At 63.8% G+C, this 22,594-nt stretch carries 22 protein-coding genes; 10 read left to right on the plus strand and 12 right to left on the minus strand.

The features are described from left to right. Position 1: 1 nt before the first annotated feature. A complete protein-coding gene (locus tag LOY54_RS23715; RefSeq protein ID WP_258608119.1) occupies positions 2-3,022 on the minus strand; it encodes an FAD-binding and (Fe-S)-binding domain-containing protein in 3,021 nt (1,006 codons plus the stop codon). A gap of 160 nt (positions 3,023-3,182) precedes the next feature. Between LOY54_RS23715 and LOY54_RS23720 the strand changes: the two genes are divergently transcribed. Next, the gene (locus LOY54_RS23720) at positions 3,183-4,067 is read left to right on the plus strand and encodes a LysR substrate-binding domain-containing protein (protein WP_258608121.1); all 885 of its coding nucleotides are present in this window, start codon (positions 3,183-3,185) and stop codon (positions 4,065-4,067) included. An 8-nt stretch (positions 4,068-4,075) separates the two neighbouring features. Here the strand turns inward: LOY54_RS23720 and LOY54_RS23725 are convergent, their stop codons facing one another. Then, positions 4,076-5,086, minus strand: coding sequence for an NAD(P)-dependent alcohol dehydrogenase (locus tag LOY54_RS23725; RefSeq protein WP_045199781.1), 1,011 nt, complete (start codon positions 5,084-5,086; stop codon positions 4,076-4,078). Between the two features lie 140 nt (positions 5,087-5,226). On the opposite strand from LOY54_RS23725, the gene LOY54_RS23730 reads away from it, so the two are divergent. The 3 genes from LOY54_RS23730 to LOY54_RS23740 all read left to right on the plus strand — a co-directional run bounded on the left by LOY54_RS23730 (position 5,227) and on the right by LOY54_RS23740 (position 9,254). Beyond that, the gene (locus LOY54_RS23730; RefSeq protein ID WP_045199783.1) at positions 5,227-5,727 is read left to right on the plus strand and encodes a sigma-70 family RNA polymerase sigma factor; all 501 of its coding nucleotides are present in this window, start codon (positions 5,227-5,229) and stop codon (positions 5,725-5,727) included. A gap of 1 nt (position 5,728) precedes the next feature. After that, on the plus strand, positions 5,729-6,676 hold the full coding sequence (locus LOY54_RS23735; RefSeq protein WP_258608122.1) for a FecR domain-containing protein: 948 nt from the start codon (positions 5,729-5,731) through the stop codon (positions 6,674-6,676). 106 nt (positions 6,677-6,782) lie between these two features. Then, positions 6,783-9,254 (plus strand): TonB-dependent siderophore receptor, encoded by a 2,472-nt coding sequence (locus LOY54_RS23740; protein WP_093379261.1) that lies wholly within the window; start codon positions 6,783-6,785, stop codon positions 9,252-9,254. Between the two features lie 72 nt (positions 9,255-9,326). Here the strand turns inward: LOY54_RS23740 and LOY54_RS23745 are convergent, their stop codons facing one another. The 3 genes from LOY54_RS23745 to LOY54_RS23755 form a co-directional block, all read right to left on the minus strand. Further along, positions 9,327-9,920 carry an HAD family hydrolase gene (locus LOY54_RS23745; protein WP_093379258.1) on the minus strand — a complete coding sequence of 198 codons (594 nt, stop codon included), beginning with the start codon at positions 9,918-9,920 and terminating at the stop codon, positions 9,327-9,329. Continuing rightward, on the minus strand, positions 9,917-10,786 hold the full coding sequence (gene tesB, locus LOY54_RS23750; protein WP_045199789.1) for an acyl-CoA thioesterase II: 870 nt from the start codon (positions 10,784-10,786) through the stop codon (positions 9,917-9,919). Before tesB ends, LOY54_RS23745 begins: the two co-directional genes overlap by 4 nt. Before the next feature lie 77 nt (positions 10,787-10,863). Then, positions 10,864-11,433 (minus strand): GNAT family N-acetyltransferase, encoded by a 570-nt coding sequence (locus tag LOY54_RS23755; RefSeq protein ID WP_093379253.1) that lies wholly within the window; start codon positions 11,431-11,433, stop codon positions 10,864-10,866. 142 nt (positions 11,434-11,575) lie between these two features. Here LOY54_RS23755 and LOY54_RS23760 point away from each other — a divergent pair, with 142 nt between their 5' ends. After that, positions 11,576-12,268 carry a histidine phosphatase family protein gene (locus tag LOY54_RS23760; RefSeq protein WP_258608124.1) on the plus strand — a complete coding sequence of 231 codons (693 nt, stop codon included), beginning with the start codon at positions 11,576-11,578 and terminating at the stop codon, positions 12,266-12,268. Between the two features lie 3 nt (positions 12,269-12,271). Next, on the plus strand, positions 12,272-13,120 hold the full coding sequence (locus LOY54_RS23765; RefSeq protein ID WP_258608125.1) for a phosphatase PAP2 family protein: 849 nt from the start codon (positions 12,272-12,274) through the stop codon (positions 13,118-13,120). Here LOY54_RS23765 and LOY54_RS23770 read toward each other — a convergent pair. Further along, on the minus strand, positions 13,086-13,514 hold the full coding sequence (locus LOY54_RS23770; RefSeq protein ID WP_123565145.1) for an EamA family transporter: 429 nt from the start codon (positions 13,512-13,514) through the stop codon (positions 13,086-13,088). The genes LOY54_RS23765 and LOY54_RS23770 overlap by 35 nt on opposite strands. A gap of 98 nt (positions 13,515-13,612) precedes the next feature. Between LOY54_RS23770 and LOY54_RS23775 the strand changes: the two genes are divergently transcribed. After that, positions 13,613-14,527, plus strand: a complete 915-nt coding sequence (locus LOY54_RS23775; protein WP_258608126.1) for a histone deacetylase — start codon at positions 13,613-13,615, stop codon at positions 14,525-14,527. A 149-nt stretch (positions 14,528-14,676) separates the two neighbouring features. After that, entirely contained in the window at positions 14,677-15,912 is a 1,236-nt protein-coding gene (locus tag LOY54_RS23780; protein WP_258608127.1) for a TIGR03862 family flavoprotein, read from the plus strand. Positions 15,913-15,923: 11 nt separating this feature from the next. On the opposite strand, the gene LOY54_RS23785 is transcribed toward LOY54_RS23780, so the two are convergent. The 3 genes from LOY54_RS23785 to yedA all read right to left on the minus strand — a co-directional run bounded on the left by LOY54_RS23785 (position 15,924) and on the right by yedA (position 19,212). Beyond that, positions 15,924-17,255: a DEAD/DEAH box helicase gene (locus LOY54_RS23785; protein ID WP_045200051.1), complete on the minus strand. Its 1,332-nt coding sequence runs from the start codon at positions 17,253-17,255 to the stop codon at positions 15,924-15,926. A gap of 74 nt (positions 17,256-17,329) precedes the next feature. Further along, positions 17,330-18,238 carry a hypothetical protein gene (locus LOY54_RS23790; protein WP_258608128.1) on the minus strand — a complete coding sequence of 303 codons (909 nt, stop codon included), beginning with the start codon at positions 18,236-18,238 and terminating at the stop codon, positions 17,330-17,332. Positions 18,239-18,279: 41 nt separating this feature from the next. Further along, a complete protein-coding gene (gene yedA, locus LOY54_RS23795; protein WP_258608130.1) occupies positions 18,280-19,212 on the minus strand; it encodes a drug/metabolite exporter YedA in 933 nt (310 codons plus the stop codon). Between the two features lie 153 nt (positions 19,213-19,365). Between yedA and LOY54_RS23800 the strand changes: the two genes are divergently transcribed. Next, positions 19,366-19,824, plus strand: coding sequence for an Lrp/AsnC family transcriptional regulator (locus LOY54_RS23800; protein WP_045199806.1), 459 nt, complete (start codon positions 19,366-19,368; stop codon positions 19,822-19,824). On the opposite strand, the gene LOY54_RS23805 is transcribed toward LOY54_RS23800, so the two are convergent. From LOY54_RS23805 to LOY54_RS23815, 3 genes are all read right to left on the minus strand, one after another. Beyond that, entirely contained in the window at positions 19,821-20,423 is a 603-nt protein-coding gene (locus tag LOY54_RS23805; RefSeq protein ID WP_045199808.1) for a PolC-type DNA polymerase III, read from the minus strand. The two genes, LOY54_RS23800 and LOY54_RS23805, sit on opposite strands and share 4 nt — an antisense overlap. 19 nt (positions 20,424-20,442) lie before the next feature. Further along, a complete protein-coding gene (locus LOY54_RS23810; protein ID WP_036996945.1) occupies positions 20,443-20,922 on the minus strand; it encodes an NYN domain-containing protein in 480 nt (159 codons plus the stop codon). Positions 20,923-21,023: 101 nt separating this feature from the next. Further along, positions 21,024-21,770 (minus strand): DUF2076 domain-containing protein, encoded by a 747-nt coding sequence (locus LOY54_RS23815; protein WP_258608132.1) that lies wholly within the window; start codon positions 21,768-21,770, stop codon positions 21,024-21,026. A gap of 153 nt (positions 21,771-21,923) precedes the next feature. Here LOY54_RS23815 and LOY54_RS23820 point away from each other — a divergent pair, with 153 nt between their 5' ends. Beyond that, positions 21,924-22,592 carry a membrane protein gene (locus LOY54_RS23820; protein WP_045199812.1) on the plus strand — a complete coding sequence of 223 codons (669 nt, stop codon included), beginning with the start codon at positions 21,924-21,926 and terminating at the stop codon, positions 22,590-22,592. Positions 22,593-22,594: the final 2 nt, after the last annotated feature.

Here is a 22,594-nt window from a genome sequence, read left to right on the forward strand (position 1 = left end):
ATCAGCCCTTGGCGTACTGCAGCAGCACCTCCAGCGGATGACGCAACTGGCGCTCAGCCATGCGCTTGACCTGGCTGCGGCAGGAATAACCGGTGGCCAATGCTTCCCCCGGTTTATCCAGCTTGCCGGCCCAGGATTGCTCGAAGATGGTCCGCGAGGTGCCCTGATTGCGCGCTTCGTGGCCATAGGTACCCGACATGCCGCAGCAGCCGGTAGCCTCAGTAACGAGCTTCAGCCCCAGGCGGGCGAATACCTGTTCCCACTGACGGGTGCTGGCCGGCACGTTGGTTTTTTCGGTGCAGTGGGCCAGCAGGCGGAAGGTTTCGCTGGCGCCCGCAGCCTGTTCAGGCAGCACGTCGATCAACCATTCCTGCGGCAGCAGCACCTTCGGGCAATCGCTCAGACCTTCGACCTTCTGGTACTCCTGGCGGTACACCAGGGTCATGGCCGGATCGAGGCCGACCAGCGGCACACCGCAATCGGCCAGGGCCTTGAGCTGGGTGGCGTTACGAATCGCCGCTTTGCCAAAGGCTGCGAGGAAGCCCTGGACATGCAAGGGTTTGCCGTTGGCACTGTAAGGCGCGAGGAACACCTTGTGACCCAGACGGTGGGCCAGTTCGATGAACGACGCCAGCAACGGTGTTTCGAAGTAGCGGGTGAAGGCATCCTGAACCAGTACGATGCTGCGCTCGCGCTGGGCCGGGGTCAGTTCGCGCAGCGCCGGCACGCTGGCTGTACGCACGTTGCAGCGGGTCAGGGTGTTCTGCAGGTTGTAGCGGCTGATCAGCGGGCTGTCGAGCATGCCGACATGGCGCTTAAGCAGGCGGCTGACCCACTTCGAACCCATCACCGCGTTGTACAAGCCTGGCGCATAAGCCATGTAAGGGATGCTGAACTCCAGCGAACCGATCAGGTAGTCACGCAGCGGACGCTGATAGCGGCCGTGGTACAGCTCCAGAAAGCGTGAACGAAACTCCGGCACGTTGACCTTGATCGGACACTGCCCCGCGCAGGATTTGCACGCCAGGCAGCCGGCCATGGCTTCGTAGACTTCGTGGGAAAAGTCAGCCTCGCCACGGGAGCGGGCCTGGTTGTTGCGCAGGCGCTGGGGCAGCTCCTTGAGCCAGGAGGTCTTGTTCTTTGCCGCCGCCAGCACATCGATGCTGGCCGCACCCTGCAGGCGCAACCATTCGCGGATCAGCGAGGCACGGCCCTTGGGCGAATGCTGGCGTTCGCGGGTGGCTTTCCACGATGGGCACATGGCGTCGTTGGGGTCGAAGTTGTAGCAGGCGCCGTTGCCGTTGCAGTGCACGGCGCTGCCAAAGCTCTGCCACACCCGCTCATCAATCTGCCGGTCAAAGTCGCCGCGCATCGGTGCTTCGTTGACCTTTATCAGACCCTGTTCGCTGTCCGGCGGGGTGCAGATCTTGCCGGGGTTGAGCTGATTGTAGGGGTCGAAGGCGCCCTTGAGCGATTGCAGCGCCGGGTACAGGGCACCGAAGAAATCCGGCACGTATTCCGAACGCAGGCCCTTGCCATGTTCGCCCCAGAGCAGGCCGCCGTAGCGATGGGTCAGCGCCGCCACGGCATCGGAAATCGGCTTGACCAGCGCCGCCTGGGCCGGATCTTTCATGTCCAGCGCCGGGCGCACGTGGAGCACGCCGGCATCGACGTGGCCGAACATGCCGTAGGCCAGGCCGTAGCTGTCGAGCAAGGCACGGAAATCGGCAATGTAGTCGGCCAGTTGCTCGGGCGGTACGGCGGTGTCTTCCACGAACGGCTGCGGGCGCACTTCGCCTTCAACGTTGCCAAGCAGGCCCACCGAGCGCTTGCGCATGGTGTAGACGCGGGTCACCGCTTCGGCGCCTTCAGCCAGGGTGTGACCCAGGCGCTCGACGCCGGTATCGGCCTGCAGGTGGGCGACGAAAGCTTGCACCCGCGCGTTCACTTCGGCCGGATCATCACCACAGAACTCCACCAGGTTGATGCCCAGGGTCGGGCGCTCGGCTTCGGCAGGGAAGTACTCGGCGACGCTGTGCCAGACGATGTCCTTCATCGCCAGCATCAGCACCTTGGAGTCCACCGTCTCGATCGACAGTGGCTTGTGCGCCATCAGCGCATTGGCATCGCGCAGGGCATCCATGAAGCTGCTGTAGCGTACGTTGACCAGCACGGCGTATTTCGGAATCGGCAGCACATTGAGCTTGGCCTCGACCAGGTAACCCAGCGAGCCTTCGGCACCGCACAGCACGCTGTTGAGGTTGAAGCGGCCCTGCTCGTCGCGCAGGTGCGCGAGGTCGTAGCCGGTCAGGCAGCGGTTGAGCTTGGGGAAGATGGTCTCGATCAGTTCGGCCTGGGTTTCCTGAATCTGCCGGGCCATGCGGTACACCTCACCGCTGCGGCCTTCTTGTGCACAAGCCTGCTCCAGCGCCTGATCATCAATCGGCAGGCTGTGCAGGCGCTCGCCGCCGAGCAGCACACTGTGCAGTTCGAGCACGTGGTCGCGGGTCTTGCCGTAGGTGCAACTGCCCTGGCCGCTGGCATCGGTGTTGATCATGCCGCCGACGGTGGCGCGGTTGGAGGTCGACAGCTCCGGGGCGAAGAACAGCCCGTGGGGCTTGAGCGCTGCGTTGAGCTGGTCCTTGACCACCCCGGCCTGCACCCGCACCCAACGCTCCTCGACGTTGATCTCGAGAATGTTGTTCATGTGCCGCGACAGGTCGACGACGATGCCGTCGGTCAGCGACTGGCCGTTGGTGCCGGTGCCACCGCCGCGCGGGGTGAGCTTGATCTGGCGAAAGCGCGGTTCGGCCATCAGCGTAGCAACGCGGGCGACGTCCTCGGCATCCAGCGGAAACACCGCCGCTTGCGGCAGGCGCTGGTAGATCGAGTTGTCGGTGGCGAGCACCGTACGGGTAGCGTAGTCGGCGCTGAACTGGCCACGGAAACCGCTGGCGCGCAGGGCGGCGAGAAAATCGGCATAGTCGCCAGCGGGGGCGCTGGTCGGCAACTGGGCGATCATCAAAGGATGGCCTCTTTAATTTGGCTAATCACGGGAATATCGGAACACTTGCTGGCTGAGCATAATTAGGTCAGCCTCAAGACACTTGATATGCCAATGATCCCGGAGCGCGACGCTGCGGACAACTGGATATTTCTGCCGCTATCGATGACTTTTACGAATGAATTACCGCCATCTCACACCGTCCATGTCATTGCTGCTGGCGTTCGAAGCCGCCGCCCGGCATGAAAGCTATACCCGCGCCGCCACCGAGCTGTCGCTGACCCAAAGCGCGGTGAGCCGCCAGGTGCAGGCGCTGGAGCAGCAACTGGGCCTGACCCTGTTCCGCCGCGAAGGCCGCCAGGTGCGCCTGACCGATGTCGGCCGGCTGTATCAACGGGAGATGAGCGAAGCCCTTGGGCGCATTCGCAGCGCCACCTTGCAGGCCATGGCCTATCAGTCCGGCGAAGGCAGCCTGCGCCTGGCCACCCTGCCGACCTTCGGTTCCAAGTGGCTACTGCCGCGCCTGCATGAATTCTACAAATTGCACCCGGGCATGCTGGTGCACATCAATTCGCGCATCGAAGCCATCGATTTCGAAACCAGCGGCATCGACGCCGCCATCGTCGTCGGCAATGCCGATGTGCCCGGGCTGGTCTGTCATCGCCTGCATGCCGAAGAGTTGCTGGTGATTCTGTCGCCGGAGACTGCCGCCAGCCAGGCCGACTGGTCGCCGCCGCGCCTGCCTGAGCAATTACTGCTCAACGTGGCCAACAACCCCAACGCCTGGGGCGAGTGGTTTTCCCATCATGGCCTGGCGCACCGCAGCATGCGCCTGGGGCCAAGCTTCGAGCTGACCTCGCACCTGATCCAGGCGGTGCGCGCCGGCATCGGCATCGGCCTGGTGCCGCGCATCCTGGTGGCCGACGAGCTGGCCAGCGGGGAGCTGGTCAGCATCGGCGCGCCGTTTGCCAGCCAGCGCAGCTATTACCTGATCTACCCGCCGCGCAACCAGTCGCTGCCGTCATTGGCGGCATTTCGCGGCTGGTTGCTGGGGCAGATCTGACGCCGGGCTCAGATGCTCAGGCAGATCTTGCCGAAGTGCTGGTTGCTTTCCTGGTAACGGAAGGCCTCGACGATCTGTTCCAGCTCGAAGGTCTTGTCGATCACCGGGCGCAGGCCATTGGCATCGATGGCGCGGACCATCGCCTGCTGCTGGGCGCGGCTGCCAACCAGCACACCCTGCAGGCGGATCTGCCGCACCAGCGCCTGGACCAGCGGCAGGTTGCCCGCCACGCCGGTAAGAATGCCGATCAGCGACACATGCCCGCCGATACGCGCGGCGATCATCGACTGCTCCAGGGTCGCCGGGCCACCGACCTCGATCACGTGATCGACACCGCGGTTGGCGGTGAGCTGGCGTACTTTCTCGCCCCAAGCCGGGGTTTTGCGGTAGTTGATCAGGTGGTCGGCGCCCAGGGCCTTGAGGCGTTCGAGCTTGTCGTCGCTGGAGGACGTGGCGATCACCGTGGCGCCCGCCAGCTTGGCGAACTGCAGGGCGAAAATCGACACGCCACCGGTGCCTTGCACCAGCACGGTATCGCCCGGCTTGAGCGAGTCGTCGGCCATCAGCGCACGCCAGGCAGTCAGGCCGGCGGTAGTCAGGGTCGCCGCTTGCGCGTGGCTGTAGCCCTTGGGCGCATGAGTAAAGGACGTCGCGCGAGCGGTGACCTGTTCGCGGGCGTAACCATCGATGCCGTCGCCCGGAACGCTGGCGAAACCTTCGACCAACGGTTGGCCGTCCAGCCAGTCCGGGAAAAACGTACTGACCACCGAATCACCGACAGCGAACTCGTTGACGCCAGTGCCCACTGCGGTCACCACGCCAGCGCCATCGGCCATGGGAATACGCGGCGCAGTCGGCCCCCACATACCGCTGACCACGGCAAAGTCGTGATAGTTGAGCGAGTTGGCATGCAGGCGCACGCTGATTTCGCCGGCTTGCGGGGCGGCTGCCTCGCGGGTGCCTACCTGCACCTTGTCGTAACCACCGCCGGTCTGGACGATAATGGCCCTGCTGGTCATGGAAACCTCCTGAGTCGATTCGGCAAATAGCTGACCAGTCTTCGCCCGACCCTGCCCCAGGTCAAGCACGAGCGCTTGCATAGTGCGCCAGCAAACCACAATAATGCGACTAATTATCAATTACTCGATATTGCCCCGCCATGCCCGCTCCCGATCATGCTGCCCTGCACGCGCTCTACAGCGAACATAACGGTTGGTTGAAAAACTGGCTGCGTACCCGCCTGGGCAATGCCGCCGATGCCGCCGACCTTGCCCAGGACACCTTTATCCGGGTATTGAATGCACGCAATGCAGACACCATTCGCGAGCCGCGCAGCTACCTGGGCGCCATCGCCCATGCGCTGATGATCGACAAGTTTCGCCGCAAGGCGCTTGAACAGGCCTATCTGGACGAACTGGCGCTGCGCCCGGAGCGGGTCGCCGAATCACCGGAAAGCCGCTTGCTGATCCTCGAAACCCTGCTGGCGGTGGACCAGATGCTCGATGGCCTGGGCGAGCGCACGCGCTCTATCTTCCTGGCCGTGCAACTCGAAGGCCTGAGCTATGTGGCTACCGCCGAACGCCTGGGGATATCGGTGACCACGGTGAAAAAACACCTGATCCGCGCCATGACCCACTGCCTGCTGCTCACGGACGACTGACATGGCCCAGCCGCTGGACTATCGCACCCTCGAAGCTGCCGCCACCTGGTACGTGCAGCTCAACGCCGCGCCGCCCAGCGCTGCGCAGTTGCAGGCCTGGCAAGACTGGTTGGGCAAGAACCAGGCCCATGCCCAGGCCTGGGCGCGGGTCGAAAAGCTGCAGCGCCAACTGGGCCGGCTGCCCGCTGATGTCGCCCTGCCGACGCTTGCCGGCGTGCGCGCCCGGCGCCGCGCCGTGCTCAAGACCCTGGCGCTGCTCATGGCCGTTGGCGCAACCGGCTGGGCGGTACAGCAAAGTACACCGGGCCAGGCGTGGATGGCCGAACTGCGCACCGGCAAGGGCCAGCGCCGCCAGGTGCGCCTGGACGATGGCAGCCAGCTTGAACTGAACACCGACAGTGCCGTGGATATCCGCTACGACAGCCAGCAACGCCTGCTGCGCCTGTACAGTGGTGAGATCATGGTGCAAACCGCCCCTGACAGCGCGGCGCGCCCGTTCATGGTCGAAACCGCCGAAGGCCAGGTGCGCGCCCTCGGCACGCGCTTCAACGTGCGTAGTGACAATGGCCTGAGCCGGGTCAGCGTGCTCGAACATGCGGTGCAGGTGCGCCCGCTCGACCAGCCGCTGCTGATGCTGCGCCTGGAGGCCGGGCAAAGCGTCAGCTTCAACCGCACGCAGATTGCTGCCGCCAGCACCGCCCTGCCCGGCACCGGCGCCTGGACCCAGGGCATGCTGACCGTGATCGAATGGCGCCTGGCCGATTTCATCAGCGAACTGCGCCGCTACCGCCCCGGCGTGCTGCGCTGCGCCGAGGGCATCGCTGACCTGCGCCTGTCAGGTGCGTTTCGCATCGACGACACCGACACGATTCTGGAAAACCTCGGCGTGTCGTTGCCGGTCAGGGTGCGTTACATGACTCGCTACTGGGTCAGCATCGAAGCTGTCTGAAGAAATTTCGTACAAAGGGTTGCCGATTTTCATTCTCATTCGGCTACGCAGTTAAAGCGGCAAATTTCGACCGCCCCTCTGCCCAGCCAATCGAAGGAAATCCTGCATGACCCCGACTTGTCCGCGCGCCCCTCGCCCGCTGGTTCGCGCTGTCCACCTGGCGCTGTTCGGCCTGACCCTGGCACCGTTGCCGCTGCTCGCGCTGCTGCCGGCCCAGGCTATGGCGCAAAGCGCCAGCACCCAGTTCCAGATCGCCCCGGGCCCGCTGGGCACTACCCTGAGCCTGTTCGCCACCCGCGCCAACATCACCCTGTCGTTCGATGCGCGCCAGACTCAAGGCCAGCAGTCGGCCGGCCTGCACGGCACCTACTCGGTCGAGGAAGGCCTGGCGCGCCTGCTCAGCGGCACCGGCCTGCAGGCCCAGCGTCAGTCCAACGGCGGCTACGTGCTGGTGCCCGCCAATACTGGCGCGGCGATGGAACTGGGCGCCACCAGCATCAATGCTCAAGGCCTGGGTGAAACCACCGAGGGTACGCATTCCTACACTACCGCAGCGACCCGCACTGCGACCAAGCTGCCGTTGTCGATCCGCGAGACGCCACAAACCATCACCGTGGTTACCCGCCAGCAGATGGACGATCAGGGCGCCCAGAGTATTTCCGATGTGCTGCGCAATACCCCCGGCGTCTCGGCGCAAACCTATGACAGCGACCGCACCGAGTTCACCAGCCGCGGCCTGGTGATCACCAACTACCAGTACGACGGCGTCAACACCGTGTATGACGGGGTGTACGGCGAAGGTACCGCGCATGTCGACATGTCGATCTATGACCGTGTGGAGGTGCTCAAGGGCGCCACCGGCCTGATGACCGGCTCCGGCGACCCGTCGGCCACGGTCAACCTGATCCGCAAGAAACCGACCGCGCAGTTCCAGGGCTCGCTCACCGGCAGTGCCGGCAGCTGGGACAACTACCGCGGCGAAGTCGATGTCTCAGGCCCGATCAACAGCAGCGGTAGCGTGCGTGGGCGTTTCGTCAGCGCCCAGCAGGACAAGAAGGGCTACCAGGACCATTACCAGCAGAACAAAGAGGTGTACTACGGCATCCTCGAGGCCGACATCACCCCGGATACCCTGCTGACCGTCGGTATCGATCAGCAGACCACCACCCCGCGCGGCAGCTCCTGGACCGGCAACCCGGTGTACTACACCGACGGCGGTCGCACTGACTTCTCCCGCTCGTTCAACCCGGGCGCCGACTGGAGCCGCCGCGACTTCCAGAACCGCACCTACTTCGCCTCGCTGGAACAGGCGCTGGCCAACGACTGGTCGCTCAAGCTCAGCGTCAACCAGTTGCAGAGCGATCACGACACCCGCCTGGCCTCGGCCAGCGGTGGCGCGCCGGATCGCAATGGTGACGGCATGTACTTTTTCTGGGGCCGCTGGGAAGGCCACCGGGTGCAGAACAGTGCCGACCTGAATATCTCCGGCCCGTTCACCCTGTTCGGCCGCCAGCACGACCTGGTCGTCGGCCTTGACACCAACCATTCGCGCCAGACCGGCGCCACCTGGGACACCGGCGAATTTGGCACGGTGCCCGGCAGCATCTTTGACTGGGACGGTCACATCGGCGTGCCGGACTTCCCGAAAAACGGCAAGTACGAACAGAAGAAGAGCCAGAACGGCGCCTACATCGCCACCCGCCTGCACCCGACCGATGACTTTTCAGTCATCCTCGGCACCCGGGTCAGCACCTTCAAGTACAGCGACAATTACGACTACGACGGCCTGAACCCAAACTTTGCCGACAGCCAGGCCAGCTACAAGCAACACGGCGTGGTCACGCCCTACGCCGGAGTGGTCTATGACCTGAACGACACCTACTCGGTGTACGCCAGCTACACCTCGATCTACCAGCCACAGAGCAACAAAGACAGCAACGGTGCCACCCTCGACCCGGTCGAAGGCGACAGCTACGAAACCGGCCTGAAAGCGGCCTACTTCGACGGCAAGCTCAACGCCAGCCTGGCGCTGTTTCGCATCGAGCAGGACAACGTTGCCGAGTCGATCGGCACCAACCCTGCGACCAATGAGGGCATCTACAAGGCGACCAGTGGCGCCACCACACAGGGCATCGAGCTGGAAGTGGCTGGTGAGCTGCAGGAAGGCTGGAACCTCTCGGCCGGCTATACCTACGCGCGTTCACGCGATGCCGACGAGCAGCGTATCTATGGCTTCCCGATGAGCACCAGCAAACCTGAACACCTGGTGCGGCTGTTCACCACCTACCGCCTGCCGGGGGTGCTGGACAAGGTGACAGTGGGGGGTGGAATCAACTGGCAGAGCGCGTTCTACGGCAAGATCTACAACCGCTCGATCGAGGATTACAGCTTCATCAAGCAAGGCGGCTATACCCTGGTCGATCTGATGACCCGTTACCAATACAACGAGCAGCTGAGCTTCACGGTCAATGCCAACAACGTGTTCGACAAGCGCTACCTGACCGGGCTGGGCAACTTCGACACCACCTACTACGGTGATCCGCGCAATGTGATGCTGACCACGCGCTGGGAGTTCTGAGGCCCCATCGCGGGGCAAGCCCGCTCCTGCACACCGAATGCAGGAGCGGGCTGGACCCGCGATGAATTCAACTCAATTGTCGAGCATCACCTGCAACGCCCGGCAATCCGCTGCATGCCAGTCGGCCAGCTCTGGCCAGGGGTTATCCGGCAGGTTCACCAGAATCGTCCGCGCCCCCGCCGCCCGGCCGCAGTCCAGGTCAAAGCGGTAGTCGCCGACCATGACCATCTCGCTCGGCGCCACCGCCCAGGCGTCGGCCAGCTTCAGCAAGCCGCCAGGGTGTGGCTTGGGCGGTGCTTCATCACGCCCGACCACGTGCTCGACGGCAAAGCAGTCGGCCAGGCCGATTGCCTCAAGGGTGATATGCGCAAGCTCCCGGGCATTGCGGGTAAGGATACCCAGCTGGCAACCGCGCGCCGCCAGCTCGCGGACCAGCTCCACGGCACCGGTAGCCGGGCGTGAACCAATCGCCAGCTCACGTTCATGCTCCAGCAACCAGGCGTGCTTGGCTGCGGCTTCATCGGCCGGCAGGGCTGCCAGGTGGGTGAGGATGTCGTGGGTCTGGGGAATCTCCAGCGCCACCTTGATCGCGGCAAAATCATGCACGGCAACGGTCAGGGTGCCGTCCATGTCGAACACCCAGTGGCGAATCTGCTGCAGGCTCATTGCCAGTCCTGGCGATGACGAATCAGGCCTTCCTGGCACGACGAAGCCACCAGTTGCCCGGCCTGGTTGTAGATGTTGCCGCGGGCAAAACCACGGGCATTGCCGGCCCACGGGCTGTCCATGGCGTACAGCAGCCACTGGTCGGCGCGCAGGTTGCCGTGGAACCACAGCGCGTGGTCGAGGCTGGCGATCTGCATGTCCTTGTGCCACACCGATTTGCCATGGGGCAGCAGCGAGGTGGTCAACAGGCCAAAATCCGAGGCATAAGCGAGCATGTACTTGTGCAGCGCCGGCACGTCCGGCAGGTTGCCGTCAGCACGGAACCAGACGTACTTGACCGGCTCGCCGGGCTTGGGGTTGAACGGATCCTCGGCAGTTACCGGACGCATTTCGATCGGCTTGGCGCAGAGCATCTTGTCGCGAATGGCTTCAGGCAGGCGATCGGCCATGCGCTTGGCCAGCTCGACTTCCGACGGCAGGTTCTCCGGGCCGACCACCTTGGGCATCTGGCTCTGGTGCTCGAAGCCTTCCTCGTCGTACTGGAACGAGGCGCTGCAGGTGAAGATGGTCTTGCCCTTCTGGATCGCCGTCACCCGCCGGGTGCTGAAACTGCCACCATCGCGTACGCGGTCGACCGAATAGACCACCGGCATGCTGGCGTCGCCCGGGCGCAGGAAGTAGCCGTGCAGCGAGTGCACGTGGCGCGCCTCCTCGACCGTCTGGCTGGCCGCCGACAGCGACTGGCCCAGTACCTGCCCACCGTACAACTGACGAAAGCCCAGGTCCTGGCTTCGCCCGCGGAACAGGTTTTCCTCGATCGATTCCAGGCTCAACAGGTCAACCAGATCGTCCAACACGTGGCTCATTCAAGATTCTCCAAGGCAATGCGCAACTGCGGCAAATAATACAGGGTTTGTCATTGCCGGCCCGTATGTTGTGCAATTCAGCCGCGCAGGGTGGCCTGCCACTGGGCACGGTCGATGCGGTACAACACGTGCGCTCGCAAAGGGTCGCCAGGCTCTAGCCTGGGGTGTTCGAAGCTGCCGGCCAGGTCCTGCTGCATGCCGATGGCCTGCATGACTTTTTGCGATGGCAGGTTGCTCTCGGTGGTGAACGACACCACCTGCTCCAGGCCCAGTTGAGCGAAGGCGCAGCGCAGGCTGGTCCAGGCCGCTTCACTGGCAAAACCCAGCCCCCAGTGGCGCCGGGCCAGGCGCCAGCCGATCTCCACCGCCGGGGTAAAATCGGCGGCAAAACTCACGTTGAGCAGGCCGGTCATGCCGATAAAGGCGCCGGTGTCCTTGCGCTCCAGGGCCCACAGGCCAAAGCCGTATTCATTGAAGTGGCCGCGAATCCGGCCGATCAGTGCAGCGCTCTCGACCCGGGTCAAGGGTGCAGGAAAGTAACGCATGACCTGCGGGTCGGCGCACATCGCGGCGAACTCCCTGAGGTCGTCATCCTGCCATTGGCGCAACAGCAACCGTGCGCTTTCCAGTTGCAATATCGGGGTCATGCTCGGCTCCTTATCCACAGCCTGCTGTTTATAGCGTAGGTAACTACCTCGGCTCCAAGCTATTTTTCACATCCCTTTCACTGGTTCTGAACCTGACCGTTTCTACAGTGCGTTCACTCTTGAACCTGCCTGAAGTGGTCCTATGTCATCTTCCCACCTGACGCCTGCGCTTAACGCCAGCACTGCCACCCAGCGACGACGCGGCGCTCCCTGGCGCCAACCGCTGACCGGGCTGGGCCTCCTGCTCGCCCTGGTCATCCTTGCACTGTGGTGGACATCGAGGACACCGATCGTGGACCTGGGCAGCGACAATCAGATGCACAACAGTGGTGTTTACAGCGAATGGGCCAAGGGCGCGGTCATCGTCCTGATCCGCCATGCCGAACGTTGCGACCGTTCGCACAACCGCTGCCTGGGCGACCCCAGCGGCATTACCCTCGAAGGTAGCCAGGCGGCCAGCGACGTCGGTAACGGCATCCAGCGCCTGGGCCTGAACAACGCTCAGGTGCTGAGCAGCCCGGAGGTGCGCACCCAGCAAACTGCGCACTTCATGTTCGGCAAGGCGATCGCCAGCGAGGACTGGCTCAAGCAATGCGACAAGGGTTTTGCCGATGCCGCCTTCAAGCACAAGCGCGCCGACCATAACCTGGTGCTGGTCACCCACAGTGGTTGCATCGATCATCTTGAGCGGCAGTTGAATGTGCCCGGTGGTGAACGCTCCAGCGCCTATGCCAGTGCCTTGTTCGTGTCCATGGGCAGCAACGGCAAGGCGCGGATTCTCGGGCAGATGAACGCCAATGAATGGCGCAAACTTGTCGCCAGCGCAGGAATGTAAAGCATGCCGGGCCCCTCTCGCCGCGACTTCTATCTGACCAACCTGGGTTTGCCGCTGCTGCTGGCTGCCGTGGTTTTTTTGCTGTTCGACCTCACCAGCCTCGACCGGCTGATCAGCAACCTGCTGCTCGACCCGGCCAGCGGCCAGTTCCCGCTGCTGCACAACCAATGGTTCGAGAAAGCGACCCACAAGTGGCCGCGCATCTTGCCGAACTGGACCGGCGAGCTGGCAGTCATCGGCTCGCTGTTGTCGTTTATCTGGCCACGCTTTGCCGCTTATCCACAGTCCACTGCCAGCCGCATGTTGAACACCTGGCGTATCGCTGCGGTGCTGCGCTTGACCACCCGCTACCGACGCGACTTGCTGTTCGTGGTGGTGGCCTTTGCCCTGAGCACCACGGTCATCCATTACCTGAAAAGCCACACCAGCGTGTACTGCCCGGTGGAGACCACCCTGTACGGTGGCAGCGAGCTGCGCCAGGAATGGTTCGAGAACTTCAGCTGGCTGGACAAGGCCGGTGCCGGGCGTTGCTGGCCGGGTGGCCACGCCTCCAGCGGCTTTACCTTGCTGGCGCTGTACTTCGTTGCCCGACGCCATCGCTGGGCGCATGCGCGCAAACTGCTGGTGGCGGTGTTGTTGCTCGGGCTGGTGTTTGGCACCACCCGCGTGCTGCAGGGCTGGCACTATATGTCGCACACCTTCTGGGCAGGGATTTTCGTCTGGCTGACGGCCTGGCTGACAGCACTGTTCTTTTACGGCCGGCTGGCATTACAGGCTCCCGCGCGGGTGGCGACCAGGGCACGCACGCCGGCGTTGATCAACGCCACGCCAGCATCACTACGCCCAGAGTGACCAGGCTGATGCCGGCCCACTGGCGCAAGTCAAGCCGCTCGCCCAACAGGGTTACGCCAAGTACCGCCACCAGCACCACGCTAAGTTTATCCACAGGCGCCACCTGTGACGCCTGGCCCAGCTGCAGGGCTCGGAAGTAACAGATCCACGAGGCGCCGGTGGCCAGCCCCGACAACACCAGAAACAGATAGCTGCGGGCCGGGATCGAACTCAGCGACTGGTACTGGCCGGTGGCATACAGAATCAGCGCCAGGCTGATCAGCACCACCACCGTACGCAGCAAGGTGGCGAAGTCGGAGTTGATGCCGCTGATGCCGACCTTGGCGAAGATCGCGGTCAACGCGGCGAACACGGCGGATAACACCGCCCAGAAAGTCCATGAAGCCAACACCATAAGTACGCCTGTGCAAGGGATTGCTACTCATTGTAGAAGCTGGCGTAACGGCCTTGGTAACTGGCAAGATCAGCTTCTGTCTCGCTCAAGACCCTGCCATGCCGCTGCCGCTGATCTACCACGACGACTACAGCCCGGAGTTTCCCGCCGAGCACCGCTTTCCGATGGACAAGTTCCGCCTGTTGCGCGATCACCTGGTCGCCAGCGGCCTGACCACCGACGCGGCGTTGCTACGCCCCGAGGTTTGCCCCAAAGACATCCTCGCCCTGGCCCATGACCGCACCTATATCGAGCGCTACATGAACGGCGAGCTGTCGCGCGAAGACCAGCGCCGCCTTGGCTTGCCCTGGAGCGAAGCCCTGGCGCGGCGCACCGTGCGCGCGGTCGGCGGCTCGCTGCTGGCAGCCGAGCAAGCGCTGGAGCATGGCATCGCCTGTCACCTGGCCGGTGGCACCCATCACGCCCATTACGATCACCCGGCCGGCTTTTGCATCTTCAATGACCTGGCGGTGATCAGCCATTACCTGCTCGCCGCCGGGCGGGTGCACAAGGTGCTGATCTTCGATTGCGACGTGCACCAGGGCGACGGTACCGCGCGCATCCTCCATGACACCCCGGACGCGATCACCGTATCGCTGCATTGCGAGCAGAACTTCCCCGCGCGCAAGGCCGAAAGCGACTGGGACATCCCTCTACCGCGCGGCATGGGCGACCAGGCGTACCTGAAGGTGGTCGATGACGCGCTCAACTACCTGTTGCCGCTGTACCGCCCGGACCTGGTGCTGTACGACGCCGGGGTCGATGTGCACAAGGACGACGCCCTGGGTTATCTGCAACTGACCGATGAAGGCGTCGCCGCCCGTGACCAAAGCGTGCTGCGCCACTGCCTGGGCCGGGACATTCCGGTGGTTGGGGTGATTGGCGGTGGCTACAGCAAGGACCGCGAGGCCCTGGCCCGCCGCCACGGCATACTGCACCACAGCGCCAGCCGTGTGCTGGGTTACTCACAATGACTGTGGAACCGCCTGTGGATAACCTGCGGGAAAGCCCCTCAAGGCCTTTAACCACAGGGCCTTGAGGCCACTGTACGTTTTTTGATCAGTGATTCCGGGCGCCGCGCTAAGGTAGAATGCCGGCTCTTTTTTCCAGCTTGCAGCCGACCATGACCGACACTCGCACCACCGACCGCCCACACGTTGCCATTATCGGAGGCGGGCCGGCCGGGTTGATGGCCGCCGAAGTGCTGAGCCAGGCCGGGGTCGCCGTCGAGCTGTACGACGCCATGCCCTCGGTGGGGCGCAAGTTTCTCCTGGCCGGGGTCGGTGGCATGAACATCACCCACTCCGAGCCTTACCCGGCATTCATCGCCCGTTATGCCGAGCGCACGCAAGACGTTGCCCGCCTGCTCGAAGGCTTCGATGCCGATGTGCTGCGCCAGTGGATTCACGACCTGGGCATCGAAACCTTCGTCGGCAGTTCCGGCCGGGTGTTCCCCCGCGACATGAAAGCTGCGCCACTTTTGCGCGCCTGGCTCAAGCGCCTGCGCGATGCCGGGGTCGTTATCCACACCCGCCATCGCTGGTTGGGCTGGAATGCCGATGGCAGTTTGCGAATCGCTTATCCACAGGGCGAGCTGACACTCAAGCCGACCGCCACCGTGCTGGCGCTGGGCGGCGGCAGCTGGGCACGCCTGGGCTCCGATGCGGCCTGGCTGCCCTGGCTGCAAGCGCAAGGCGTGCAGATCGCGCCATTGCAGGCGGCCAACAGCGGCTTCGAGGTCGAAGGCTGGAGCGCGCTGCTCAAGGACAAGTTTGCCGGCGCGCCGCTGAAGAACATCGCCCTGAGCCTTGCCGGCCAGGCGCCGCGCCTGGGCGAATGCGTGCTCACTGCCCAAGGCCTGGAAGGCAGCCTGGTGTACGCCTGGTCGGCGCAGATCCGCGAAGCGATCAACCGCGATGGCAGCGCCAGGGTGCTGGTTGACCTGCTGCCCAACCGGCCTGTGGATAAAATCCAGCAGGCCCTGGCCAAGCCGCGGGGTTCGCGCTCAATGGCCAAGCACCTGCACAGTCAACTGGGGCTGGACGGGGTCAAGGCGGCGTTGTTGCGAGAGCAGACCGATCAACCGACCTTTGCTGACCCGGCCTTGCTGGCGCGGGCGATCAAGGCCTTGCCGATCACCCTGGTGCGCCCTCGCCCGCTGGACGAAGCGATCAGCAGCGCCGGCGGAGTAACCTTCGAAGCACTGGATCAGCGCTTGATGCTCAAGCAGGTGCCCGGCGTGTTCTGTGCCGGTGAAATGCTCGACTGGGAAGCGCCAACCGGCGGCTATCTGTTGACTGCCTGTTTTGCCAGTGGGCGCAAGGCCGGGTTGGGGCTGCTGGAGTGGCTTAACGGCTGAATAATCGCGGGTCAAGGCTTGCGCTTGCGCGGCCCGGTATTGAAGGCCGGCACCTTGCGTACCGGCTTGGCCTGCGGCGCTGCCGCTGGCGCTTCAGCGCTGTCCATCCAGCGCCCGAGGCTGCGCTTGCTGCTGCTTTCCTTGGGCTTCTTCGGCTTTTTCGGCTTCTTCAGCACCTGGCCGCTGGCATCGGTCATCGGCACCTTGTGGTCCGGAATGAAATCCGGCTCTTCGTGGCGTGGCAAGGTCTTGCGGGTCAGGGTTTCAATCGCCGACAGCAGCTGCACTTCGTCAGCGCACACCAGCGATATCGCCTCACCGCTATTGCCTTTGCGCCCGGTACGACCGATGCGGTGAATGTAGTCCTCGGCGACGATCGGCAGGTCGAAGTTGACCACCAGCGGCAGGTCGTCGATATCCAGCCCGCGCGCCGCCACATCGGTGGCGACCAGGATCTGGATCTCGCGGGCCTTGAAGCTGTCCAGGGCACGCTGGCGGGTTGCCTGGGGCTTGTCGCCATGAATGCCGTCGGCATTGACGCCCTGGCCACGCAGGCGCTCGACCAACTGGTCAACGCCATTGCGGGTCTTGGCGAACACCAGCACCTGCTTCCAGCGCTGCTTGCGCATCAGGTGGCTGAACAGCTCCGGCTTGCGCTTCTTGTCCACCGGCACGATCCACTGTTTGACCGTACTGGCGGTGACATTGCGCGGGCTGACTTCGATGCTCAGCGGGTCATTGAGGGTCTGCGCGGCCAGTTGGCGGATCTCGTCAGAGAACGTCGCCGAGAACAGCAGGGTTTGCCGGCGTGCCGGCAGGGCGGCGTACACCGCGCGCAGCTCTTCGGCAAAACCCAGGTCGAGCATGCGGTCTGCTTCATCGAGCACCAGCGCCTGCAACTGGTTGAACTTGACTGCGTTCTGGCGGAACAGGTCGAGCAGCCGGCCCGGGGTGGCCACCAGCAAGTCGATGCCCTTGCGCAGCTTCATCATCTGCGGGTTGATGCTGACCCCGCCGTACACCGCATAGGTGCTCAGCGGCAGGTGCTCGGCGTACTCACGAATGTTGGCGTGAACCTGTTCGGCCAGTTCACGGGTCGGCACCAGCACCAGGGCGCGCACCGAGTTGCTGGCGACCTTGGCCCCTTCCAGGGTCAGGCGCTGCAGCAGCGGCAAGGCAAAACCTGCGGTCTTGCCGGTGCCGGTCTGGGCGGCGGCCATCAGGTCGCGGCCGGCCAGTACGGCAGGAATGGCCTGGGCCTGGACCGGCGTCGGGGTGTTGTAGTCCAGGCGCTCGAGCGCGCGCAGCAAGGGTTCGATCAGGCCGAGTTTGGCGAAAGTCATGGCAATACCGTCAGGGGAATTCAGCAATGGCGGCAGTTTACCTTGTTCAGGCCCGGCGCGTGCCGCCATCGCTATCAGCCTTGCGGTGCAAAGCGTACCTTGAGCAGGCGATCGAGCCCTTCACCCAGGTAGAACGAAAACGGCCTGCCGCTCTGGTAGGCAATCGCACGACATGCCGCGAATGCTTCGGGATCGCTGCGGATGAAAAACAGGTAAGGCTGATCCCTGACAGTGCCAATTTTGCCGAACTCGAACACCAACCGGTCGACAGTCTCCGGGCGCTGGATCCGCACCCGCATGTCGCCCATTTCCAGGCGTTCGAGCAATCGCTGTTCATCGAACGACAATTGCGCCGGCGCCCGCAGCTGTAAACCGCTGGGCATGCGCAGTTTCATCTCGCCGCGCAGGTCGGCGCCACTGACATCGAACTCGGTCACCTCGAAGGGTAAGGCGCCATTCAGCCTGGCGCCGGCCTCGCAGATCATATCGGCCTGCGGCTTTTGCGCAGTCGCCTGCTCGTTGCGCCGCAGTTGCACATCGATTTGCGAAGGAAAGCTGAAATGCAGCGCCAGCGACATCTCGCCAAGCGCGACGACTTCAGCGGGCGCCGGGCCAAAATCGTAAACACCCAGGCCCACCTGACGCGCCTGACGCATGTCGACCAGCAGCCGGCCTGTGGGCCGAACCTCTTCCCGCGCAGGCTCGAATGACTCGAACAGCACCCGCAGTTGCTGACGCTGCCCGGCGTCCAGGGCATCCTTGGCAAAACGCACCTGCAGCGCTTGCCGGTTGCCGGGCTCAAGGCGCAGTTCGAGCTTGCCTGCCGGAATCTGCCAAGGGGCCATGGCTTGGCGCACGGCCTGCAAATAGGCGGCCTCGATTTCGAAACTGTTTTCCAGAGAGATGGGTTCCTGGAAATACAGGGTCATGAAGGTTTGCTTACCGTCATACAGCATGACCACGCCCATTACGAGCAAGGCCACACAAGCAAAAATCTTCACTGCCTTCCTGGCAAAACGTCCTTTCATTTACACAGTTCACCTTCCACTTCGCCAACAGTTTTGGCTTTTTCCACTGCCGGCCGGCGCCACTGCGGCACACCGATCAGCACAACGGCGCCAATGATAACCGCCATTGCCACGCATTCCTCGAAACCAATTTGCTCGCCGGCAAAAACAATCCCCAGCAACACCGCCACCGCCGGGTTGACGTAGGCATAACTGGTGGCCGCGGCCGGGCGCACATGCTTGAGCAGGTACATGTAGGCGCTGAAGGCCAGGATCGAACCGAAGAACACCAGATAGGCCAGCGCCCCCCAGCCAGCGGCGGTAGGCATCTGGGTCATGCGTTCGCCACTCAGGGCGCTGCCGAGCAGCAAGACCACGCCACCGACAAGCATTTCTGCGGCGCTGGCCATCGGCCCGGCGGGCAGCGGCAGGCTTTTGCTCCAGACCGAACCGAAGGCCCAGGAGGCGGCGGCAAACAGGATCAGCGCAGCGCCGACCGGGCTGGCCTGCAGGTTGGAGCCGAGGTTGAGCAAGGCGATGCCGACCAGGCCGAGGACAATCCCGGCCCATTCCAGACGGGTGTTGCGATGGCCCCAGAGCAGGCCGAACATCAAGGTGAACAGCGGCACTGTGGCCACCGCCAGCGCTGCCACGCCCGAGGCCACGCCCGCGTGCTCGGCCAGAGTCACGCCGCCGTTGCCGCAGCTGAGCAGCAATACACCGATGACGCCCGCCGCCCGCCATTGCGGCCAGGTTGGGGCCGGCACGCCGCGCCAACGCAAAAAGCCATAGAGCAAAGAACCGGCAATGACGAAACGCACCCCGGCCATCAGCAACGGCGGCCAGGATTCGACGCCGATGCGAATCACCAGGTAAGTCGAGCCCCAGACCAGGTACAAGGCGAGAAAGGCGCCGATCAAGACTAACGGGAAGCGACGGGAGGCAGGCATGGGGGGCTCGAATTATGGGTGTCGGGCAGTTAGTTTAGAAAGGCAGCGCAGTAAACATAAGTTACAAAACCTGTTTAAACGAACCGTACACTTTTGAAACAACGGATCTTTTGGCCTTGCGCCTTGGAATCAACAACCCGCCCCTGGAAACCCATGGACAAATACGATCGCATGCTCCTCAGCGCCCTGCTGGACAACGGCCGCGCCTCCTTCGCCGAGCTCGCGCGCAAGGTCAATCTCTCCGCTCCGGCGGTGGCCGAACGGGTGGCCAAGCTTGAGGCCAGCGGGGTGATTACCGGCTACCAGGCCAAGGTCGACCTGGAGAAGATCGGCCTGCCGATCCAGTGCGTGATCGAACTGCGCCTGGCCAGCCATGGCAACCAGCAAACCTACGAAGAACTCACGCAGATTCCGCAACTGACCGAGTGCCACCGGGTGACCGGCGACCCCTGCGTGATCATGCAAGCGGCAGTGGGTTCGATGCCGGAACTCGAAGAGCTGATCAACCGGGTCGCCCGGTTCGGCTTCAGCAAGACCTCGATCATTCTCTCCAGCGCCGTGGAGCGGCGTTTGCCGCTGGGCCACCTGGAGCACAACGGCAAGAAGGCCTAGCGATAGGTTTTCAGCGCTTCGCCGATCTTCGCCGCAGGGACTTTCTGCAGGCTGCAGAACAATTGGTGGGAAACGCCGTTGACGCCCTGCTGACGCAATTGTCCGGCCAGGTGCTGGGCGAGGTTGGCGGCCATTTCGGCATCGGCCATGGCCCGGTGCGCGGTGCCGGTGTCAGGCAGGCCGGCCCAGCGGGTCAGGGTGCCCAGCTTGTGGTTTGGCGCCGAGGGCATCAGGCGCCGCGCCAGCAACATCGAACAGGCGAAACGCTGGCTGCGGCTACGGCCGATCTGCGCCAGTTCGTAGTCCCAGAACTTCTGGTCGAACGAGGCGTTGTGGGCGAGCATCGGCGTATCGCCAACGAACTCGGCTACTTCGTTCATCACCCGGGCAATTGGCGGCGCGCTGCGCAGCATGGCGGTGGTGATACCGGTCAGGCCGGCGACAAACGCCGGTACCGGTACCCCGGCATTCATCAGGCTTTGGTAGCGCTCGACGATGCGCCCGCGTTCCAGCATGACCACCGCCACTTCGGTGGCGCGGCAACCGGCGCCGGGTGAAATGCCAGTGGTTTCAAAGTCGATGACAGCGATACGTTCCAAAACGACAACCTCAAAAATCTTAATGCTTGAGCAGCAGGCTGCCCTCGATGGGCACATATCGGCTAGCAGCGCGAATCAGTGAATTGGCGGTCAGCCCCGGCACGCCATAGGCAACGGCCTGAATGCCGTGACGGCTGATGACCCGTTCCAGCAGCAGGTCGAAATCGCCGTCGCCGGAGGCCAGCACCACCTCATCGACCCGCGCGGCGGCATCGATCACATCGAGGGTGATGCCCACGTCCCAGTCGCCCTTGGCCGAGCCGTCGCTGCGCTGGATGTAGGGTTTGAGTTTGACCGTGAAACCGAGGTTGCGCAGGATCTGTTGAAACTGCTGCTGCTTGCTGTCGCCGCGGTCGATGGCGTAAGCCACCGCCTCGACGATCTGCCCGTGCTGGCTGATATCGGCCCACAGCGCCGCGTAGTTGAAGTGGCAACCGTAGGCCTGGCGCACGGTGTAGTAGAGGTTTTGCACATCGGCGAATACCGCGATCTTCTTCACCGCTTTTCCTCATGGCGCCACGGCGCTGTTGCCGGCCGCCGCACACCGGGGCCGTTTCGGCGCCCAGTATGCCAGCCCGTGGGCCATGCGGGTAAGCGCGGTCAGACGAAGCTGTCGTCGTCGCCGCCGAAGAAGCCGCCATCATCGCTGCCGTAGTCGGTGTCGATGAAGCCGCCCTGGTCGTTGCCATAGCCGCCGTTGTCAGCGGTCAGGCGCTGCTCGTCGTTGCTGCCCCAGCCGCCGCTATCGCTGGCGGGTGCTGGTTCTTCCTTCATCACTTCGACCACCTCTTCAGGCTGCGAGTGATGGTTGAACAGGCTGCTGATGCCCTGGGCCAGCATCACCCCGCCGGCCACGCCTGCAGCAGTTTGCAGCGCGCCACCAAGGAAGCTGCTGGCACCGCCGCGGGCCGGGGCCTGGGCGGGAGCTGCGTTGAAGCCCTGCTGCTGGGCCGGCGGGTTGAACGAGGGGCGCGAAGGTTCGCGCCAGCCGCCACCACTGGCAGGAGCGCTGGCCGCCGCCTGGTTTTGCACCGGCTGCGGGTCGCGGGTGCCGCTGCCGAAGATGCTCGACAAGAAGCCGCCACTGCTGCTCGGCGCGGTAGCGGCCACCTGGGCCTTGGCCTGTTTGAGCTCGGCCTGCAGTTGCTTGTTCTGTTCATCCAGGCGCTTGAGCGCCGCTTCCTGCACCAGGATCGCCTGGGCCATGTAGTAAGGCGCCGCCGGTTGCTGCTGCAGGTGCTCGCCAATGCGCGCCTGGGCCTGGGCATCACGCGGCACGGCCGGATCTTCGGCCTGCTTGAGCCGACCGAACAGGCCGTCGATCAGGGTTTGTTCTTCACTGTTCATGGGCAACCTCACTGCAAAAGCGGAAAAACGGGTACCGGTAAAATGGGGTGCCGAGGCGCCAGATTCAACACAAGCCGGGATTAAACTTTCTTCAGGTTGGCCAGCGCCTGGGCTAAAGTGACGCCCTGCTTTTATTCAATGCGATATCGACCGATGAATCCGCTTAGTGTTCTGCGCGACTCCCTGTATTTCTTCCGCCGTCACCTGCTGAGCATTGCCCAGTTGTGCCTGCCGCTGGTGGTGCTCGAAGCCCTGTGCGCCCAATTGCTGTACCAGCAACTGGGCAAGGACGCCTCGCCAGGCTACGGCATGCTGGTCAGCCTGCTGTTCTACCCGCTGTACAGCGCCGCGCTGATCCTCTACCTCGACAGCCGCAGCAACGGCTACGCCCCGCTCAAGCGCAACCTGCTGGCCATGGCCTTGCGCCTGTGGCCGTCGTTTGCGCTGATGGTGATGCTCAGCTCGTTGCTGATCATGGCCGGCGCCGCGCTGTTCATCATTCCTGGTATCTGGGTGATGATCCACCTGGTGTTTGCCGAATACGCCCTGGTATTGCGCGGCCAGCCACCGATCGAAGCCATGCGTACCAGTTTCCAGATGACCACCGGCAACTTCTGGCGCATCTTCAGTTGCGTCCTCGGGGTAATGGCAGTGCTGTGGCTGATCGACGGCCTGAGCATGATGCTGGTGCCCGAGCCGTCGCCGCTGGCGCAACTGGCTCTGGATAGCGGCAACGGCTTTTTGCAGCTGTTCAGCACCGTAGTGATGTTCCGCCTGTACATGCTGGTCAGCGAACCGGCGACAGAGCCACCGCTGTCCTGACT

The sequence above is a fragment of the Pseudomonas sp. B21-032 genome (genome assembly GCF_024748965.1).
Lineage (GTDB): Bacteria > Pseudomonadota > Gammaproteobacteria > Pseudomonadales > Pseudomonadaceae > Aquipseudomonas.

What these genes read in the sequence shown, in the direction of transcription:
- LOY54_RS23715 (WP_258608119.1), bottom strand. Translation starts at nt 3,022, where the DNA reads ATGATCGCCCAGTTGCCGACCAGCGCCCCCGCTGGCGACTATGCCGAT.
- LOY54_RS23720 (WP_258608121.1), top strand. Translation starts at nt 3,183, where the DNA reads ATGAATTACCGCCATCTCACACCGTCCATGTCATTGCTGCTGGCGTTC.
- LOY54_RS23725 (WP_045199781.1), bottom strand. Translation starts at nt 5,086, where the DNA reads ATGACCAGCAGGGCCATTATCGTCCAGACCGGCGGTGGTTACGACAAG.
- LOY54_RS23730 (WP_045199783.1), top strand. Translation starts at nt 5,227, where the DNA reads ATGCCCGCTCCCGATCATGCTGCCCTGCACGCGCTCTACAGCGAACAT.
- LOY54_RS23735 (WP_258608122.1), top strand. Translation starts at nt 5,729, where the DNA reads ATGGCCCAGCCGCTGGACTATCGCACCCTCGAAGCTGCCGCCACCTGG.
- LOY54_RS23740 (WP_093379261.1), top strand. Translation starts at nt 6,783, where the DNA reads ATGACCCCGACTTGTCCGCGCGCCCCTCGCCCGCTGGTTCGCGCTGTC.
- LOY54_RS23745 (WP_093379258.1), bottom strand. Translation starts at nt 9,920, where the DNA reads ATGAGCCTGCAGCAGATTCGCCACTGGGTGTTCGACATGGACGGCACC.
- tesB (WP_045199789.1), bottom strand. Translation starts at nt 10,786, where the DNA reads ATGAGCCACGTGTTGGACGATCTGGTTGACCTGTTGAGCCTGGAATCG.
- LOY54_RS23755 (WP_093379253.1), bottom strand. Translation starts at nt 11,433, where the DNA reads ATGACCCCGATATTGCAACTGGAAAGCGCACGGTTGCTGTTGCGCCAA.
- LOY54_RS23760 (WP_258608124.1), top strand. Translation starts at nt 11,576, where the DNA reads ATGTCATCTTCCCACCTGACGCCTGCGCTTAACGCCAGCACTGCCACC.
- LOY54_RS23765 (WP_258608125.1), top strand. Translation starts at nt 12,272, where the DNA reads ATGCCGGGCCCCTCTCGCCGCGACTTCTATCTGACCAACCTGGGTTTG.
- LOY54_RS23770 (WP_123565145.1), bottom strand. Translation starts at nt 13,514, where the DNA reads ATGGTGTTGGCTTCATGGACTTTCTGGGCGGTGTTATCCGCCGTGTTC.
- LOY54_RS23775 (WP_258608126.1), top strand. Translation starts at nt 13,613, where the DNA reads ATGCCGCTGCCGCTGATCTACCACGACGACTACAGCCCGGAGTTTCCC.
- LOY54_RS23780 (WP_258608127.1), top strand. Translation starts at nt 14,677, where the DNA reads ATGACCGACACTCGCACCACCGACCGCCCACACGTTGCCATTATCGGA.
- LOY54_RS23785 (WP_045200051.1), bottom strand. Translation starts at nt 17,255, where the DNA reads ATGACTTTCGCCAAACTCGGCCTGATCGAACCCTTGCTGCGCGCGCTC.
- yedA (WP_258608130.1), bottom strand. Translation starts at nt 19,212, where the DNA reads ATGCCTGCCTCCCGTCGCTTCCCGTTAGTCTTGATCGGCGCCTTTCTC.
- LOY54_RS23800 (WP_045199806.1), top strand. Translation starts at nt 19,366, where the DNA reads ATGGACAAATACGATCGCATGCTCCTCAGCGCCCTGCTGGACAACGGC.
- LOY54_RS23815 (WP_258608132.1), bottom strand. Translation starts at nt 21,770, where the DNA reads ATGAACAGTGAAGAACAAACCCTGATCGACGGCCTGTTCGGTCGGCTC.
- LOY54_RS23820 (WP_045199812.1), top strand. Translation starts at nt 21,924, where the DNA reads ATGAATCCGCTTAGTGTTCTGCGCGACTCCCTGTATTTCTTCCGCCGT.